The sequence below is a fragment of the Pseudomonas sp. GW822-FHT06B12 genome (assembly GCF_058799675.1).
Window position 1 is genome coordinate 248,928 of the sequence record NZ_JBXALR010000007.1, and the last position, 17,074, is coordinate 266,001.

The 17,074-nt window shown below is 62.0% G+C and carries 16 protein-coding genes; 9 read left to right on the top strand and 7 right to left on the bottom strand.

Annotated features, from left to right (window positions below; translation table 11 throughout):
• Positions 1 to 11: 11 nt before the first annotated feature.
• The 4 genes from ribBA to nrdR are packed head-to-tail and all read right to left on the bottom strand — an operon-like array spanning position 12 to position 3,439.
• The gene (ribBA, locus tag AC1RKH_RS17990; RefSeq protein WP_123423460.1) at positions 12 to 1,103 is read right to left on the bottom strand and encodes a bifunctional 3,4-dihydroxy-2-butanone-4-phosphate synthase/GTP cyclohydrolase II; all 1,092 of its coding nucleotides are present in this window, start codon (positions 1,101 to 1,103) and stop codon (positions 12 to 14) included.
• A 31-nt stretch (positions 1,104 to 1,134) separates the two neighbouring features.
• A complete protein-coding gene (locus AC1RKH_RS17995; protein WP_054594247.1) occupies positions 1,135 to 1,797 on the bottom strand; it encodes a riboflavin synthase in 663 nt (220 codons plus the stop codon).
• A gap of 47 nt (positions 1,798 to 1,844) precedes the next feature.
• Positions 1,845 to 2,978 (bottom strand): bifunctional diaminohydroxyphosphoribosylaminopyrimidine deaminase/5-amino-6-(5-phosphoribosylamino)uracil reductase RibD, encoded by a 1,134-nt coding sequence (gene ribD, locus AC1RKH_RS18000; RefSeq protein WP_493063526.1) that lies wholly within the window; start codon positions 2,976 to 2,978, stop codon positions 1,845 to 1,847.
• Positions 2,975 to 3,439 (bottom strand): transcriptional regulator NrdR, encoded by a 465-nt coding sequence (nrdR, locus tag AC1RKH_RS18005; RefSeq protein ID WP_003228656.1) that lies wholly within the window; start codon positions 3,437 to 3,439, stop codon positions 2,975 to 2,977. The genes ribD and nrdR overlap by 4 nt, the downstream gene beginning before the upstream one ends.
• 128 nt (positions 3,440 to 3,567) lie before the next feature.
• Here nrdR and AC1RKH_RS18010 point away from each other — a divergent pair, with 128 nt between their 5' ends.
• The 3 genes from AC1RKH_RS18010 (at position 3,568) to trxA (ending at position 5,737) form a co-directional block, all read left to right on the top strand.
• Positions 3,568 to 4,029, top strand: a complete 462-nt coding sequence (locus AC1RKH_RS18010; protein ID WP_493063525.1) for a hypothetical protein — start codon at positions 3,568 to 3,570, stop codon at positions 4,027 to 4,029.
• Entirely contained in the window at positions 4,026 to 4,682 is a 657-nt protein-coding gene (locus AC1RKH_RS18015; protein WP_493063524.1) for a class I SAM-dependent methyltransferase, read from the top strand. The genes AC1RKH_RS18010 and AC1RKH_RS18015 overlap by 4 nt, the downstream gene beginning before the upstream one ends.
• 182 nt (positions 4,683 to 4,864) lie before the next feature.
• Entirely contained in the window at positions 4,865 to 5,737 is an 873-nt protein-coding gene (gene trxA, locus AC1RKH_RS18020; RefSeq protein ID WP_123423455.1) for a thioredoxin, read from the top strand.
• Here trxA and AC1RKH_RS18025 read toward each other — a convergent pair.
• On the bottom strand, positions 5,734 to 6,099 hold the full coding sequence (locus tag AC1RKH_RS18025) for a hypothetical protein (RefSeq protein ID WP_493063523.1): 366 nt from the start codon (positions 6,097 to 6,099) through the stop codon (positions 5,734 to 5,736). The two genes, trxA and AC1RKH_RS18025, sit on opposite strands and share 4 nt — an antisense overlap.
• A 134-nt stretch (positions 6,100 to 6,233) precedes the next feature.
• On the opposite strand from AC1RKH_RS18025, the gene AC1RKH_RS18030 reads away from it, so the two are divergent.
• The 5 genes from AC1RKH_RS18030 (at position 6,234) to AC1RKH_RS18050 (ending at position 10,437) form a co-directional block, all read left to right on the top strand.
• Positions 6,234 to 6,845 carry a DUF2796 domain-containing protein gene (locus AC1RKH_RS18030; RefSeq protein ID WP_123423453.1) on the top strand — a complete coding sequence of 204 codons (612 nt, stop codon included), beginning with the start codon at positions 6,234 to 6,236 and terminating at the stop codon, positions 6,843 to 6,845.
• 134 nt (positions 6,846 to 6,979) lie between these two features.
• The gene (locus AC1RKH_RS18035) at positions 6,980 to 7,690 is read left to right on the top strand and encodes an ABC transporter ATP-binding protein (protein WP_493063522.1); all 711 of its coding nucleotides are present in this window, start codon (positions 6,980 to 6,982) and stop codon (positions 7,688 to 7,690) included.
• A 1-nt stretch (position 7,691) separates the two neighbouring features.
• Complete coding sequence (locus tag AC1RKH_RS18040) at positions 7,692 to 8,957, top strand: ABC transporter permease (RefSeq protein WP_493063521.1); 1,266 nt, start codon at positions 7,692 to 7,694, stop codon at positions 8,955 to 8,957.
• A gap of 11 nt (positions 8,958 to 8,968) precedes the next feature.
• On the top strand, positions 8,969 to 9,487 hold the full coding sequence (locus AC1RKH_RS18045; RefSeq protein ID WP_401119739.1) for a DUF3299 domain-containing protein: 519 nt from the start codon (positions 8,969 to 8,971) through the stop codon (positions 9,485 to 9,487).
• Between the two features lie 251 nt (positions 9,488 to 9,738).
• A complete protein-coding gene (locus AC1RKH_RS18050; protein ID WP_493063520.1) occupies positions 9,739 to 10,437 on the top strand; it encodes an OmpW/AlkL family protein in 699 nt (232 codons plus the stop codon).
• 159 nt (positions 10,438 to 10,596) lie between these two features.
• On the opposite strand, the gene AC1RKH_RS18055 is transcribed toward AC1RKH_RS18050, so the two are convergent.
• Both AC1RKH_RS18055 and AC1RKH_RS18060 read right to left on the bottom strand, forming a co-directional pair.
• Complete coding sequence (locus tag AC1RKH_RS18055; protein WP_493063519.1) at positions 10,597 to 11,526, bottom strand: NAD-dependent epimerase/dehydratase family protein; 930 nt, start codon at positions 11,524 to 11,526, stop codon at positions 10,597 to 10,599.
• Positions 11,519 to 12,403, bottom strand: coding sequence for a sugar nucleotide-binding protein (locus AC1RKH_RS18060; RefSeq protein ID WP_493063518.1), 885 nt, complete (start codon positions 12,401 to 12,403; stop codon positions 11,519 to 11,521). Before AC1RKH_RS18060 ends, AC1RKH_RS18055 begins: the two co-directional genes overlap by 8 nt.
• Positions 12,404 to 12,730: 327 nt before the next feature.
• Here AC1RKH_RS18060 and AC1RKH_RS18065 point away from each other — a divergent pair, with 327 nt between their 5' ends.
• The gene (locus AC1RKH_RS18065) at positions 12,731 to 17,053 is read left to right on the top strand and encodes a DEAD/DEAH box helicase (protein WP_493063517.1); all 4,323 of its coding nucleotides are present in this window, start codon (positions 12,731 to 12,733) and stop codon (positions 17,051 to 17,053) included.
• Positions 17,054 to 17,074 lie beyond the last annotated feature (21 nt).

Consider the following 17,074-nt stretch of genomic DNA (forward strand, 5'->3'; position numbering starts at 1 on the left):
AACACCGGCCTTTATTTGGAGGGCACGTATTCTACAACTTCCAGATCGAAACCGGATATCGCATTAAATTTCATTGGCGCACTCATCAGGCGCATTTTGCGTACGCCGAGGTCACGCAGGATCTGCGAACCGGCACCGACAATGCTGTAGGTGGTCGGTTTTTTCGGCTGCGCGTGGTCGGCTGTTTCGCGGATATGCGCCAGCAACACGTCACCATCGAGCGGGTGACCGAGCAACAGCACCACACCGCTGCCTGCCTCGGCAACCGCAGCCATGGCGGCGCGCAGGCTCCAGCGGCCGGGCTGTTTGACCATCAGCAGGTCGCGCAGCGGGTCCATGTTGTGCACGCGAACCAGAGTCGGTTCTTCGGCGCAAATGGTGCCCAGGGTCAGCGCCATGTGCACGTCACCTTCCACCGAATCACGATAGGTCACCAGATTGAACTGGCCCAGTTCGCTGTCCAGCGGCTGCTCGGCAATCCGCTGAACGGTACGTTCGTGGATCATCCGGTAGTGAATCAGGTCGGCGATGGTGCCGATCTTGATGTTGTGTTCAGCGGCGAAAGTTTCCAGCTCGGCGCGACGGGACATGGTGCCGTCGTCGTTCATCACTTCGCAGATCACCCCGCTCGGCTCGAAACCGGCCATGCGCGCCAGGTCGCAAGCGGCTTCGGTGTGGCCGGCGCGGGCCAGGGTGCCGCCGGCCTGGGCCATCAGCGGGAAGATGTGGCCAGGGCTGACGATGTCTTCGGCCTTGGCGTCTTTGGCTGCAGCCGCTTGCACGGTGCGCGCACGGTCGGCCGCGGAAATACCGGTGGTGACACCGACGGCGGCTTCGATGGACACGGTGAACTTGGTGCCGAAACCGGAGCCGTTACGCGGCGCCATCAAGGGCAGCTTGAGCAGCTCGCAGCGCTCGCGGCTCATCGGCATGCAGATCAGGCCACGGGCGTGCTTGGCCATGAAGTTGATGTGTTCAGGCTGGCAGCACTCGGCGGCCATGATCAGGTCGCCTTCGTTCTCGCGGTCTTCGTCATCCATGAGGATGACCATCTTGCCTTGGCGGATGTCTTCAACCAGTTCTTCGATGCTATTGAGCGCCACGCGGCACCCCCCTTCTTTCAAAAATTGAGTTTCAGGAATTGAGGTAGCCGTTCTCGGCCAGAAAGCTTTCGGTAATGTTGCCCTTCGAGGATTCTGCGGCCTTGTCACCCAGCAACAGACGCTCCAGGTAACGGGCCAGCAAGTCCACCTCGAGGTTCACCCGGCGACCTGGCTGGTAAGAGGCCATGATGGTTTCGCTCAGGGTGTGCGGAATGATCGTCAGCAAGAACTCGGCGCCATCGACCGCGTTCACCGTCAGACTGGTGCCGTCGACGGTGATCGAGCCTTTATGGGCGATGTACTTGGCCAGGTCTTTCGGCGCACGAATGCGGAATTCCACGGCACGGGCATTTTCGGTCCGGGCAACCACTTCGCCGACACCGTCGACATGACCGCTGACCAAATGCCCACCAAGGCGGGTGGTCGGGGTCAAGGCTTTTTCCAGATTGACCGGGCTGCCGCTTTTGAGGTCATTCATGGCGGTGCAGTCGAGGGTTTCGCGACTGACGTCCGCCGCAAAGCCATTGCCCGGCAGTTCAACCGCCGTCAGGCAGACGCCGTTGACCGCGATGCTGTCGCCGAGTTTGACGTCGCTCAGGTCGAGCTTGCCGGTTTCTACGTGGACCCGCACATCGCCACCTTTGGGGGTCAATGCACGGATGCTGCCGATGGATTCGATGATGCCGGTAAACATGGAGTCCTCCTCGAGAACTGGGCCAGTGCTGTAGCAATGGCCGAGAATTATACGCTCGCCGATGGCATGGGGATGGCAATGACTCGCCAGTCATCGCCCACCGCGCGAATTTCTGTGATTTTCAGCTCCGGCGCATCCTTCATTTGTGCGAGTGGCCAGTCCAGCAATGGTCGCGCCGTGGAGCCGAGGAACTTGCCCGCGATGAAGATCTGGAATTCGTCCACCAACCCTTGCTGGGCAAACGCTCCAGCCAGACGCGGGCCGGCTTCCACCAGCACTTCGTTGACGCCCCGGGCGGCGAGTTCGAGCAGCAGCTTGCGCAGGTCGACCTGGCCATCATCGCCCGGCACGATCAGGCATTCAGGGCCGTTGGCGTATTGTTCTTCCACCGCGACACAGGTGGCGACCAGCGCCGGGCCAGCCTTGAAAAACGGCGCATCGAGCGGCACGCGCAGGCGGCCGTCGATCAGCACGCGAAGCGGCGGGCGGCTCATGGCGAGCGCAGTTTGCTCGGCATCCAGACCCAACTCGTCGGCACGCACGGTCAAGCGCGCATCATCGGCCAGCACCGTGTCGGCACCGGTCAACACGACGCTGGCCTGAGCCCGCAGACGCTGCACCGCAGAGCGGGCGGCGGGACCGGTGATCCATTGGCTTTCGCCGCTGGCCATGGCGGTACGACCGTCGAGGCTCATCGCCAACTTCACCCGCACGAACGGCAAGCCCTGCTCCATGCGCTTGAGAAAACCTTCATTGAGCTTGCGCGCCTCGCCTTCGAGCACACCGCTACGGGTCTCGATGCCCGCCTGTTCCAGACGCTGCAGACCGCGGCCGGCAACCTCCGGGTTCGGGTCCTGCATCGCCGCAACCACTCGCGCCAGGCCGGCATTCACCAGCGCATCGGCGCACGGCGGCGTGCGGCCATGATGGCTGCACGGTTCGAGGGTCACGTAGGCGGTGGCGCCCCGGGCGTTTTCACCGGCGGCGCGCAGGGCGTGGACTTCCGCATGCGGTTCGCCGGTACGCACATGCCAGCCTTCGCCGACAATCTGCCCGTCACGCACAATCACGCAGCCCACCCGAGGGTTGGGATGGGTGGTGTAGTGACCTTTGCGCGCCAGTTCCAGCGCACGCGCCATGTAATGGGCGTCGAGGACCTGTTGTTCCGGGGAGAGGCTCATTCTTTTACCGGCTCACGGGCCAGGCGATCGATCTCTTCGCGGAACTCGTTGAGGTCCTGGAAGCGGCGATACACCGAAGCGAAACGAATGTAGGCGACTTCATCGAGCTTTTGCAGCTCGGCCATCACCAGTTCACCGACCACGAGGGATTTGACCTCGCGCTCGCCGGTGGCGCGCAGTTTGTGTTTGATGTGTACCAGCGACGACTCCAGGCGCTCGACGCTCACCGGGCGCTTCTCCAGCGCACGCTGCATGCCGGCGCGAAGTTTTTCTTCGTCGAACGGCTGACGGCTGCCGTCGGTTTTGATCAGGCGCGGCAACACCAGTTCGGCGGTTTCGAACGTGGTGAAACGTTCGCCGCAGGCCAGGCATTCGCGCCGACGGCGCACCTGTTCGCCCTCGGCGACCAGACGCGAGTCGATGACCTTGGTGTCGTTGGCACCGCAGAAGGGACAGTGCATGGTGGCAGGCAACAAAAAAAGGGAGGGCCATGGTAGCGCATCCCACTGGCAAGACAAGCCATAGGGTTTACGGTATACAGACGGGCTACACTGCCTGATCCATGGATTTCACTTTGCTGGAGCCGCAAATGCCGCTACGACCGCTTGTTTTACTCAGTCTCGTCGGCCTGTTGGTCGCGTGTAGCAGTCATCCCAAACCGGCGGCACCGACCCCAGGCCCTGCGCCCGAGATGGCTCAGAAGAAAGCCCAGGCCTCGGCCACCCTCGGCCCGCTGCCGGCATATCAACGGGAATTGAGCGGCACCTTGCAGGGCGTACCGGCCGGCGCCGAGGTTGAATTGGCGCTGCTGGTGATCGACGAACGCTCGCGGCCGCAACAGTTGCTCGCCAGCGCCAACCTGATCGGCAACAACAAGATTCTGCCGTTCCATCTGCGGTTCAATCCCGACTCGTTCCCGGTCGGTGCACGCGTCGAACTGCGGGGTCGCGCCAGCCAGTCCGGGCAGTTGATCCTGCACCTGCCGGCGCAACGCATCTTTGAGCCGAAGACCCAGGCCCTGGGCCAGTTGCAGTTCCTCAAAGCGCCATGAATGCACCGCTCGACCTGCAACAGGCGTTAAGTGAACTGCTCGGCGACGCACAGCTTGTGCCCTGCCCGCTGCCCGAGACCGCACTGAAACTCTGGCTGATCGATGGCGACAACATGGACCGTGCCTTCAGCCCGGAAGAAACCCGGCGCATCCTGCACGAGCCGCCGTACTGGAGCTTTTGCTGGGCCAGCGGCCTGGCGATGGCGCGTTACCTGGCGGAGCATCCGCAGTGGGTTGCCGGCAAGCGAGTGCTGGACTTCGGCGCCGGTTCCGGGGTGGCGGGGATTGCGGCGGTCAAGGCCGGGGCGCTGGAAGTGGTGGCCTGTGATCTCGATCCATTGGCAATTGCGGCCTGCCGGGCGAATGCCGAACTCAATGACGTCGAACTCAGCTACTCAACGGACTTTTTTGCCGAAGCCGATCGCTTTGATCTGATTCTGGTGGCCGACGTGTTGTACGACCGGGCCAACCTGCCGCTTCTCGATGAGTTTCTCAGCCGTGGCCGCGAAGCGTTGGTGGCCGATTCGCGAGTTCGGGATTTCCGTCATCCGTTGTATCTGCGGTTGGAAATGCTTGAGGCGATGACACTGCCGGACCTGGCCGAACCGGAAGAGTTTCGGCATGTGAGCCTGTACCACGCACAGCGCGGCTGAAAAGCATCGCGAGCAAGCTCGCTCCCACAGGGATCAATGCCCGCCACAAAATCTGTGCTCGACACAAAACCACTGTGGGAGCGAGCTTGCTCGCGATGACGGCTTATCAGACACCTGAGGACTTACTGCCGCCCCCCACCAAGCCTTATAGTTGCCCCATTCACGTTTCTTCGAGATGCCCCATGAGTCAAGACACGCCGTATATCTTCGACGCCACTACTGCCGATTTCGACCAGTCGGTGATCGAGAATTCGTTCCACAAGCCGGTGCTGGTGGATTTCTGGGCTGAATGGTGCGCACCGTGCAAGGCGCTGATGCCGATGCTGCAAACCATCGCCGAAAGCTATCAGGGCGAACTGCTGCTGGCCAAGGTCAACTGTGACGCTGAGCCGGACATCGTTTCGCGCTTCGGCATTCGCAGCCTGCCGACCGTGGTGCTGTTCAAGGACGGTCAGCCGGTGGACGGTTTTGCCGGTGCACAGCCTGAGTCTGCCGTCCGCGCACTGCTTGAGCCGCATGTGCAGATGCCACCGCCGGCCGCTGCCGACCCGTTCGAGCAGGCTCAGGCGCTATTCGACGAAGGCCGATTCGCTGACGCCGAGGCCACGCTGAAAGTGCTGCTGGGTGAGGACAACACCAACGCTCGCGCGCTGATCCTCTATGCCCGCTGCCTGACCGAACGCGGCGAACTGGGTGAAGCCCAGATCGTGCTCGATGCGGTGAAAAGCGATGAGCACAAAGCGGCACTGGCGGGCGCCAAGGCGCAGATCAAGTTTCTCGGTCAAGCCGCTGACTTGCCGGATGTCGCCGACCTGAAATCGCGCCTGGCGCAAAACCCGCAGGACGATGAAGCGGTCTATCAACTGGCGATCCAGCAACTGGCCCGCCAGCAGTACGAGCCGGCGCTGGACTCCCTGCTCAAGCTGTTCATCCGCAATCGCAGTTACAGCGAAGGGTTGCCGCACAAGACCCTGCTGCAAGTGTTCGAACTGCTGGGCAACGATCACCCGTTGGTGACCGTTTATCGCCGTAAGCTGTTTGCTGCGTTGTATTAACCCGTAGCTGGCTCGCGCCAGCTGTAGAGCGGCGTATCCCCGCCGCTCACGACCTTGACCTCGGCGCTGTGACGCAAGCGCACCAGCAAGCGTTTGCCGGCGACAGTGTTGCCGGTCAAACCCTCCAGCCGCTCCAGCAAATCCGGCCCTGTCAGTTGCCCCGACTGGCGCAGCAGATCCTTGGCCAGCTGCCACAGCATTTCATCCTGATTCACCGGTTTGACCAGCGGATCGGCCACTGCCGCACTGTGTTCTGCTTTGCTTACCTGCAACTGCGCGCCGAGCCGCGCCCAATCCCCATCATCCAGTTCCAGGGTCAAATCCACCGGCCAGTCGCCGATACTTCCACGAATGCGCAACATTGGGGTTTCCTCAGGTTTATGACGAACATGCTCCCACGCGTCTTGCGCAACACCAAGCGGACAGTCAAACTCTCACCACTCTTGTTATAAGATTACATAACAAACTTTTCATGTTCCTCCCCGGAGACTCTCCAATGCGCCGTCTGCTTCTCGCTCTGCCGTTTGCCCTGTTGCCGCTGGCTATCGCTCAAGCCGCGGAAGTTCATGATCACGAGCATGAACACGGCAGCCTGGGCGCCCACGAACACGGCGTCGGGCGTTTGAACGCGGCGCTCGATGGTCAGACGCTGGAGTTGGAACTGGAAAGCCCGGCAATGAATCTGGTGGGCTTTGAACACGTTGCCAGCAGCGATGCAGACAAGGCCAAAGTTGCCGCCGCCCGTGCGCAGCTGGAGAAACCGCTGGTGCTGTTCAGCCTGCCAAAAGCGGCCAACTGCGTAGTCAGCCAGCAAGAACTGAACAGCCCGCTGTTTGGTGACAAACCGGACGCCGATGATCACGACGACGATGACGACCATGCCACCGACGGGAAAGGCGCCGCCGCCGAAGAGCATCATCACGATCACAGTGAAATCCACGCGCACTACCAATTCACCTGCGCCGCCCCTGGCGCGTTGAAAACCCTGGATTTGTCGCAGGTGTTCACAACCTTCCCCGCCACTCAGAAAATTCAGGTACAACTCATCAGCCCAAGCGGCCAGCAAGGGGTTGAAGTGACCTCGAAGGCGCCTGCGCTGAAATTTTGACCCAACCCAAATCAAATGTGGGAGCGAGCTTGCTCGCGATGAGGCCAGCACATTCAACATTGATGTGATTGTAAGACCGCTATCGCGAGCAAGCTCGCTCCCACAGGGTTCACCATCAACCTGACCGGTTTCACATGACCCAAGCACTCATCGAACTGTCAGACCTGGGCTTCAACTGGCCCGGTCATCCGCCATTACTGGATATCCCGGCGTTTCGCCTGGAACCCGGTGAAACGCTGTTTCTCAAAGGCCCCAGCGGCAGTGGCAAGACCACCCTGCTCGGCCTGCTCGGTGGTGTGCAGAAACCCAATCGCGGGAGCATTCGGCTGCTCGGCCAGGAGTTGACCGAGCTCTCGGCCGGCGCCCGCGATCGCTTTCGGGTCGACCACACCGGCTACATTTTCCAGCAGTTCAACCTGCTGCCGTTTCTCTCGGTTCGCGAGAACGTCGAACTGCCGTGTCACTTCTCCAAACTGCGCGCCAGCCGCGCGATTCAGCGCCACGGCAGTGTCGATCAAGCCGCCGCGACCTTACTCGCGCACCTGGGGCTCACGGATGAAAACATGCTGGGCCGCCGCGCCGACTCGCTGTCCATCGGCCAACAGCAGCGGGTCGCCGCCGCCCGCGCGCTGATCGGTCAGCCAGAGTTGGTGATCGCCGACGAACCGACTTCAGCGCTCGACTACGACGCCCGTGAGGCGTTTATCCGTTTGCTGTTCGCCGAGTGCCGCGAAGCCGGTTCCAGCCTGCTGTTCGTCAGTCACGACCAGAGCCTGGCGCCGCTGTTCGATCGTCACCTGTCGCTGGCCGAACTCAATCGCGCCGCCACGCCGCTCGAGGTCTGAAATGTATTTGTTTCGTCTAGCCATGGCCAGCCTGGCTAACCGCCGTTTCACCGCGATCCTCACCGCGTTCGCCATCGCCCTGTCAGTCTGCCTGTTGCTGGCGGTGGAGCGCGTGCGCACCGAAGCCAAGAGCAGTTTCGCCAGCACTATCAGCGGCACCGACCTGATCGTCGGTGCGCGCTCAGGCTCGGTGAACCTGCTGCTGTACTCGGTGTTTCGCATCGGCAACGCCACCAACAATATCCGTTGGGACAGCTTCGAGCACTTCGCCAACAACCCGAAAGTGAAATGGGCGATCCCGATTTCCCTCGGCGATTCTCATCGCGGTTATCGGGTCATGGGCACCACCGACGCCTACTTCCAGCATTACCAGTACGGCCATCAGCAAAGCCTGCAACTGGCCAGCGGCCGGGCGTTTGCCACGGATCCGTTCGAAGTGGTTCTCGGCGCTGAAGTGGCCGATGCACTGCATTACAAACTCGGCGACAAACTGGTGCTGGCTCACGGCGTAGCGGTGATCAGCCTGGTCAAGCACGACGACAAACCGTTCACCGTGGTCGGCATCCTGAAACGCACCGGCACCCCGGTCGACCGTACGTTGCACATCAGCCTCGGCGGTATGGAAGCGATTCACATCGACTGGCACAACGGTGTGCCGGCTCAGGGCAGCGGTCGCATCAGTGCCGATCAGGCGCGCAACATGGACCTCACGCCGCAAGCCATCACCGCGTTCATGCTCGGTCTCAACAACAAGATTTCAACCTTCGCCGTGCAACGCGAGATCAATGAATTCCGTGGCGAGCCGATGCTGGCGATCCTGCCGGGCGTGGCCTTGCAGGAACTCTGGAGCCTGATGGGCACCGCTGAAAAAGCCTTGTTCGTGGTCTCGCTGTTCGTCGTGCTGACGGGGTTGATCGGCATGCTCACGGCGATTCTCACCAGCCTCAACGAACGCCGCCGCGAGATGGCGATCCTGCGTTCGGTCGGCGCAAGGCCGTGGCACATCGCGACGCTGCTGGTGCTGGAAGCCTTTGCGTTGGCGCTGTCCGGGGTGATTGCGGGCGTGGCGCTGCTGTATGTCTGCATCGCCGCGGCCCAGGGGTACGTGCAATCGACCTACGGCTTGTACCTGCCGCTGGCCTGGCCAAGCGAGTATGAATGGACGCTGCTCGGTGGCATCCTGATCGCCGCGCTGCTGATGGGCAGCGTGCCGGCCTGGCGCGCCTATCGCCAATCGTTGGCCGATGGTCTGTCGATCCGTTTATGAGGACATTGAAGATGCTCCGCGCTCTGCCTGCGCTGTTGATGCTGGTCGCCCTGCCCCTGTGGGCGGCCGCGCCGAAAGACCTGACCTGGGCGGAGATGATCCCGCCGGACGCTCCGGCAGAAGTGCCGAACATGAAACCGCTGCACGACCTGTCGCAGATGAGCAGCGCGCTGTCCGCCGAATCTGCTCCGGCGGCCAAGCAAGACATGCCCAATGCGCCGGTGGTGAAGAGCCTCGACGGCAAGAATATTCGCCTGCCGGGTTACATCGTGCCGCTGGAAGTCAGCGAGGAAGGTCGCACCACCGATTTTCTGCTGGTGCCGTATTTCGGCGCGTGCATCCACGTGCCACCACCGCCGTCGAACCAGATCGTCCACGTCAAAAGCGCGGTTGGGGTGAAGCTCGACGAGCTGTATCAGCCGTACTGGATCGAAGGTGCATTGCAGGTCAAAGCGTCGACCAGTGAATTGGCGGATGCCGGGTATCAGATGGATGCGGACAAGATCTACGTGTACGAATTGCCGGAGTGAAACCGCCAGTTATTCGTCGCCTGCAAGATAGCCATCGCGAGCAGGCTCGCTCCCACAGTGGATTTGTGTTGATACACAAATCACATACACACCGCAGATTAAATGTGGGAGCGAGCGTGCTCGCGATGAGGCCCTCGAAGGTTACGCAAAGACGAGCCCCATCCCACTTTCATTGAGCTGAGTCAAAAGCCGCGTTCCTGACGCTTCGTACCATTGGACATAGAGAATTTGAATCGTCCTTTGGAGCCCCCATGCACAAGTCATTGCTTAGCGCTTCCCTCATTGCATTCGCGCTTGCAGCCCCGTTCGCCCAGGCCCATGAAGCCGGTGACATTATCGTTCGGGCCGGTGCGATCACCGTCAACCCGAAAGCCGACAGCTCCAGCGTCAAGGTCGATCAAGGCCCATTGGCCGGCACCAACCTGGGTGGCAAGGCCACCATGAACAGCAACACGCAGTTGGGCCTGAACTTCGCATACATGCTCAGCAACAATATCGGCATCGAGCTGCTCGCCGCCTCACCGTTCGAGCATGACGTGAACCTCAAAGGTACCTCCTTGGGCGCGGCCAACGGCAAGCTCGGCACCCTCAAACACCTGCCGCCGACTCTGAGCGTGGTTTACTACCCGCTGAACAACAAGTCCGCATTCCAGCCGTATGTGGGCGCCGGCATCAACTACACCTGGATCTACGACGAAAAGCTCAGTAACGAAGCGCAAGCCAACGGCTTCAGCAACTTCAAGGCGAAAAATTCCTGGGGTATGGCGTTCCAGGTCGGTGCCGACTACATGATCACCGACAACATCATGCTCAACGCCCAGATGCGCTACATCGACATCAACACCCGTGCAACCGTGGAAAACGACGCCGTGGCGCCGGGCACTCGGGCCAGGGTCAACGTGGATGTGGACCCGTTCGTGTACATGGTGGGTCTGGGTTACAAGTTCTAAACCTGAGTGGCCCTCTTGAGGCCGATACCAGAACCTGTGGGAGCGAGCTTGCTCGCGATGACGGAGTGACATTCAACATCGATGTTGACTGACACACCGCCATCGCGAGCAAGCTCGCTCCCACATGGGTTTAGCCAGGTTTTCATGGCTGCGAAAAACTCAGCGCCCCAACAGCCGCGCCAGTCCGACGCTCATCGGTGTCTGCTCGGGAAAGGTGAAGCGCTGCAACAGACGCTGGTTATTCGCCCGCGAATGGCGGATATCACCGGAGCGCGCCGGGCCGTAGGTAATCGGTGGCAACTCACCCACCACCTCGCCCAAAGCCTGGAGCATTTGCTTGAGGGTCGTCGCCTGATTCCAGCCGACATTGACCGCGCCCACTTCAAGCGCCGGCACTTCGATGGCTTGCACCAGCAGGTCGACCAGGTCTTCGACGTAAACGAAATCGCGGGTCTGTTCGCCGTCACCGAATACGGTGATCGGCAGGCCTTTCTGCGCACGCTCGCTGAAAATGCTGATCACCCCGGAGTACGGCGATGACGGATCCTGACGCGGACCGAAGATGTTGAAGAAACGGAAAATCGCTGGTTCCAGACCGTGCTGACGACGGTAGAAATCGAAGTAATATTCGCCCGCCAGCTTGTCCGAAGCGTACGGCGTGAGCGGCGCCTTGGTGGTGTCTTCGTCGATCGACTGACCTTCACCGTTATTGCCGTAGACCGCTGCGCTTGAAGCGAACAGCACACGCTTGACCCCAGCCTGACGCATCGCTTCGCAGACGTTCAAGGTGCCGATAAAATTGCTCTGATGCGTGCGCACCGGATCGTCCACCGATGCCTGCACCGAAGCCACGGCGGCCAAATGCGCCACGGCGCTGCAACCGATCATCACCTGGGCCACTAGCGTGGCATCAGCAACGTCGCCCTCGATCAGCTCGATCCGAGGATTGTCCAGCGGCAGGTTGCTGCGTTTACCGGTGGACAGGTCATCGAGGATCCGTACCGAGTGCCCCTTGGCGAGCAAGGCGTCAGCAAGATGCGAACCAATGAAACCGGCACCGCCGGTGATCAAAACAGGGCCATCAGCCATGACGATAAAACCTATCCAGTAAGCCCGGGAGCGCTGCGCGCCAGGCGCGCGGCTTGATCCCGAAAGTGTGCAGAATTTTCTTGCAGGCCAGTACCGCGTGCTGCGGTTCTTCGGCGGCATCCGGACGCGCGGCATGGGCCTGCGCGGTCGGAGCTTCGATGGCCAGCGGGTGCAGAGTGCGCGCTTCCGTGAGGATCGCCTGCCCCAGCGCCAGCGGTGTGGTCGCCTCATGCCCGGCGTAGTGGTAAGTGCCCCACAGCGGCGCTGCGCAATCGAGTTGCTTGAGCACCGAAATGATCACCCGCGCGGCATCGTCCACCGGCGTCGGGTTGCCGCGCCGGTCGTCGGCCATCAACAGTTCTTCAGGCAGTTCGGCGCGCGCAAGAAAACGCCCGAGCGTGCCGTCGACGCTGTCATCGAGCAACCAGCCAAAACGCAGCATCACGTGTTGCGGGCAAGTCGCGCGCACGCTTTGCTCTATACGCCACAAGGCCTGACCACGCAGGCCCAGCGGTACGGGTTCGTCTTTTTCGCTATAGGCGGTCGCCCGCGAGCCATCGAACACCCGATAGCTGGAAGGTTGCACCAGGACAATATTGTGATGCTGGCACAGTTCGGCCAGCCGCTCGACCGCCCGCTCCTGTGCAGCGAGGCGCGCTTCGGCCACGCTCTCCGCCTGAAACCAGTCGAAGTAGTAGGCGAGATTGATCAGCGCGTCCGGACGCGTGTCGTCGAGCAGTTGCGTCAGGCTCGCGGCGTCCCAGCCGTCTTGCGGTGGACGGGGGGCGAGGAAACCGATGTCTTCCTCCGCACCGAGGCGAATCAGCGCCTGCCCAAGGGCATTTCCGCCACCCAGTAACATAAGGCGCATTCGCATAGAGTCAGCAGGCCCAGTCTGTTTGGAACGATGATTTTATCGACAGAGCCCGCAGGCTTTGCCGTTGAGAATTGCCAGAATCGTTGCATTTTGCGGGTTTAAAGCGCAACCGTCACCCGTAAAGTGTAGATACCCTGGACACAGGGTGCTGCTACTGGCCCCATCGCGAGCAAGCTCGCTCCCACATGGGGTCTGCGGTGGGCCGGGATTTTGTGATCCAGACACATCCCCTGTGGGAGCGAGCTTGCTCGCGATGGCGTACTAAGGACCGCGGAAGATCTTGAGCGGTACTTGCATCTTCAGCCCCCCAGCCGCATAAATTACCCCATGAATCTCCCCGAATCCGCGGACAACGCCCTGAGCGGCTTTCACCCTGCCGTCAGCGCCTGGTTCAACAGCACCTTCCCGGCGGTCACCGCCGCTCAAGCCGGCGCGTGGCCGTTGATTCGCCAGCGTCGCTCGACGCTGGTCGCCGCGCCTACCGGCTCTGGCAAAACCCTCACGGCGTTTCTCGCGGTGATCGATGATCTGGTCCATCAAGGCCTGGCCCAAGGTGGCGAGTTACCCGACGAAACCCTGGTGGTCTACGTCTCGCCCCTCAAGGCGCTGTCCAACGACATACAGATCAACCTGCAAAATCCGCTGGCGGGAATCACCGAGCAACTGCAGCGACTGGGCTTCCCCGAATTACAGATCAACACCGCCGTGCGCACTGGCGATACGCCGCAAAAGGACCGTTTGGCAATGCGCAAAAGCGCGCCGCACATACTGGTCACCACCCCGGAATCGCTGTACGTGCTGCTCGGCTCCGACTCTGGCCGGCGCATGCTCGCCAGCACCCGCACGGTGATTGTCGACGAAATCCACGCCATCGCCGGCAGCAAACGCGGCAGCCATCTGGCCCTGAGCCTGGAGCGCTTGCAGGCGCTGACCTCAAGTAAGACGGGCGGCGAGCCGCTGATGCGCATCGGCCTGTCCGCCACGCAGAAACCCATCGAAGCGGTTTCGCGCTTTCTGGTGGGCACCGACCGCCCGTGCGAGATCGTCGATATCGGCCATGCCCGTCCACGGGACCTGGGCATCGAAGTGCCGCCGGTGCCGTTGTCGGCGGTGATGGCCAACGATGTCTGGGAGCTGGTTTACGACCGTATCGCCGCACTGGCGCGCGAACACCGGACCACGCTGATTTTCGTCAACACCCGACGTTTGGCCGAGCGACTAAGCCGCCATCTCAGCGAGCGCCTGGGCAAAGACGCAGTCGCCGCCCACCACGGCAGCTTGGCCAAGGAGTTTCGCCTCGATGCCGAACAGCGGCTCAAGCGTGGCGACCTGCAAGTATTGATCGCCACCGCGTCGCTGGAGCTGGGCATCGACATCGGCGACGTCGACCTGGTCTGCCAGATCGCCTCGCCGCGCTCGATTGCCGGGTTTCTGCAACGGGTCGGACGCTCCGGGCATCAGGTCGGCGGCACACCCAAGGGCCGCCTGTTCGCCACCACCCGCGACGACCTGATCGAATGCGCCGCCCTGCTCGACTGCGTGCGCCGGGGCGAACTCGACACCTTGCTGATCCCGCAAGCGCCGCTGGACGTGCTGGCGCAGCAGATCATCGCCGAGGTCAGTTGCCAGGAATGGCAGGAGCAAGCACTGCTCGACATGTTGCGCCGCGCATCGCCCTATACCGAGCTCGACGACACACACTATCAAGCGCTGCTGCAAATGCTCGCCGAAGGCTACAACGGCCGCCAGGGAATCCGCAGCGCTTACCTGCACCGTGACGCGGTCACGCGTACCTTGCGCGGCCGACGCGGCGCCAAGCTGACGGCGGTGACCAGCGGCGGGACGATTCCCGACAACGCCGATTACGCCGTATTGCTGGAGCCGCAAGGGTTGAACATCGGCAGCGTCAACGAAGACTTCGCGGTGGAGAGCATCGCTGGCGATGTCTTTCAATTGGGCAACACTTCTTACCGGATCCTGCGGGTCGAAACCGGCAAGATCCGCGTCGAAGACGCTCAAGGCCAGCCGCCGACCATCCCCTTCTGGCTCGGCGAAGCACCGGGGCGCAGTGCCGAATTGTCGCTCGCTGTAGCCCGCCTGCACGCGCACCTCGATGAGCTGCTGAGCGCCACGCCCGGCGATGTACAGCCGAGCATCGACTGGCTGACCGAGACCCTCGGTCTGAACCTTGCCAGCGCCGAGCAACTGGTGGACTACCTCGCCCGCGCCCGCCTAGCGCTCGGCGCACTGCCGTCTCAGGACACGCTGCTGATGGAGCGGTTTTTCGATGAGTCCGGCGGCACTCAACTGATCATCCACACCCCGTTCGGCAGCCGCATCAACCGCGCCTGGGGCCTGGCCCTGCGCAAGCGTTTTTGCCGCACCTTCAACTTCGAATTGCAGGCCGCCGCCAGCGAAGACGCGATCGTCTTGTCGCTGTCCACCAGCCACAGTTTCGAGCTGGATGAAGTCTGGCGTTATCTGCACAGCAACAGCGCCGAACAGATCCTGATTCAGGCCGTGCTCGACGCGCCGTTATTTGGCGTGCGTTGGCGTTGGAATGCCGGTCTTGCACTGGCACTGCCGCGTTACAGCGGCGGACGCAAAGTGCCGCCGCAGATCCAGCGGATGAAAAGCGAGGACCTGATCGCCAGCGTGTTTCCCGACCAGATCGCCTGCCTGGAAAACCTCGCCGGCGAGCGCGAAATTCCCGATCACCCGTTGGTCGAGCAAACCCTCGACGATTGCCTCCACGAAGCCATGGACTGCGATGGCTGGCTGGCGCTGTTGCGGCGCATGGAGCGCGGTGAGGTGCGCTTGATCAGCCGCGACTTGCCGGCGCCCTCGCCGCTGGCGGCGGAAATCCTCAGCGCCCGGCCTTACACTTTTCTCGACGACGCGCCGCTGGAAGAACGCCGTACCCAAGCGGTGCTCAACCGGCGCTGGAGCGACCCGCAATCGACCGATGACCTCGGTGCCCTGGATGCCGAGGCCATTCAATCGGTGCGCGAAGAGGCCTGGCCGCAGCCCGCCAACGTCGATGAAATGCATGAAGCGTTGATGAGCCTCGCCGCCATCAGCGACGCCGAAGCGCAGGCCAATCCGCAGTGGTCGGGTTGGCTGCAAGCCCTGGCGGATGGGGGTCGCGCCAGCCGTTTGCAGATCAACGCGAATCAAGCGTTATGGCTGGCGCTGGAACGGCTGACCTGCCTGCAAGCGATCTATCCACACGCTGCGTTACAGCCACCGTTGCAGGCCTTGGCGGGGTTCGATGAAACCTGGGACGTCGAAGAGGCGCTGGTTGAACTGATCCGCGCGCGTCTCGGTGCATTTGGTCCTCTGCCGACTCAGGCGATTGCTCAACCACTGGGACTTTCGACGACTCACGTCACGCAAGCCCTGGCGCATCTGGAGCGCGAAGGTTACGTAATGCGTGGGCGTTTCAGCCCTGCCGACACGCAAGAAGAATGGTGCGAACGGCACTTGCTGGCGCGTATTCATCGCTACACGGTCAAACGCCTGCGGCGGGAAATCGAGCCCGTGACGTTGCAGGATTTCATGCGTTTTCTGTTTGACTGGCAGCATCTGTCGTCGGCAACGCAAGGCCAGGGCAATGCGGTATTACCGGCGATTGTCAGTCAGTTCGAAGGCTACCCGGCCGCCGCGTCGGCCTGGGACAGCGATCTTCTGCCGGCGCGGCTCAAGGGCTATTCATCGACGTGGCTGGATGAACTGTGCCGCAGCGGCAAACTGGTCTGGACCCGGCTGACCGCCCGCAACAAGGCCGCTGGCGTGGCGCTGCGCAGCACACCGATTGTGTTGCTGCCACGGGCGCAGGTGGCGCTCTGGAGCAGTCTGACCGAGCTACCGGACGTCAGCGAATTGTCACCCAAAACCCAGAAAGCCCATCAAGCGCTGAGCCAACATGGCGCTCTGTTTTTCGATGAATTACTGCACGAAGCCCATCTGCTGCGCAGTGAACTGGAGATCGCCTTGCAGGAACTGGTCGGCGCCGGACTGGTCAACGCCGACAGCTTCGCCGGCCTGCGTGCGTTGATTACGCCCGCCAGCAAACGCCAGGCGCGCAGCAGCCGACGTGGACGCGGGGCGTTTGTCGGTGGAATGGACGATGCCGGACGCTGGGCTTTACTGCGACGTCAATCGACGCCAGCGGTTGTGGATAACCGCGGCACGGCGAACGACACTCTCGAACACATCGCCCGAACCTTGCTCCGGCGCTATGGCGTAGTGTTTTGGCGTTTGCTGGAACGCGAGGCCGACTGGCTGCCGAACTGGCGTGAATTGCTGCGCACTTTTCATCGACTGGAAGCTCGTGGAGAGATTCGTGGCGGGCGCTTTGTCAGCGGTCTGGCGGGCGAACAATTCGCCTTGCCCGAAGCGATCCCGTTACTGCGCGAAGTACGCCGCCGCCCGCATGACGGCAGCCTGATCGGCGTCTGCGGCGTCGACCCACTGAACCTCGCCGGCACCCTGCTGCCGGGGCACAAAGTCCCCGCCCTCGCCGGCAACCGACTGGTGTACCGCGATGGCCTGCCGGCCGCCGCCGAAATCGCCGGCACGCAGCATTACTGGCTGGAACTGGATCAGGCAGCGGCGACCGAAGTTCGCAGAAAGCTGATACAACACTGATCTACAGACCGATTGTTCCCA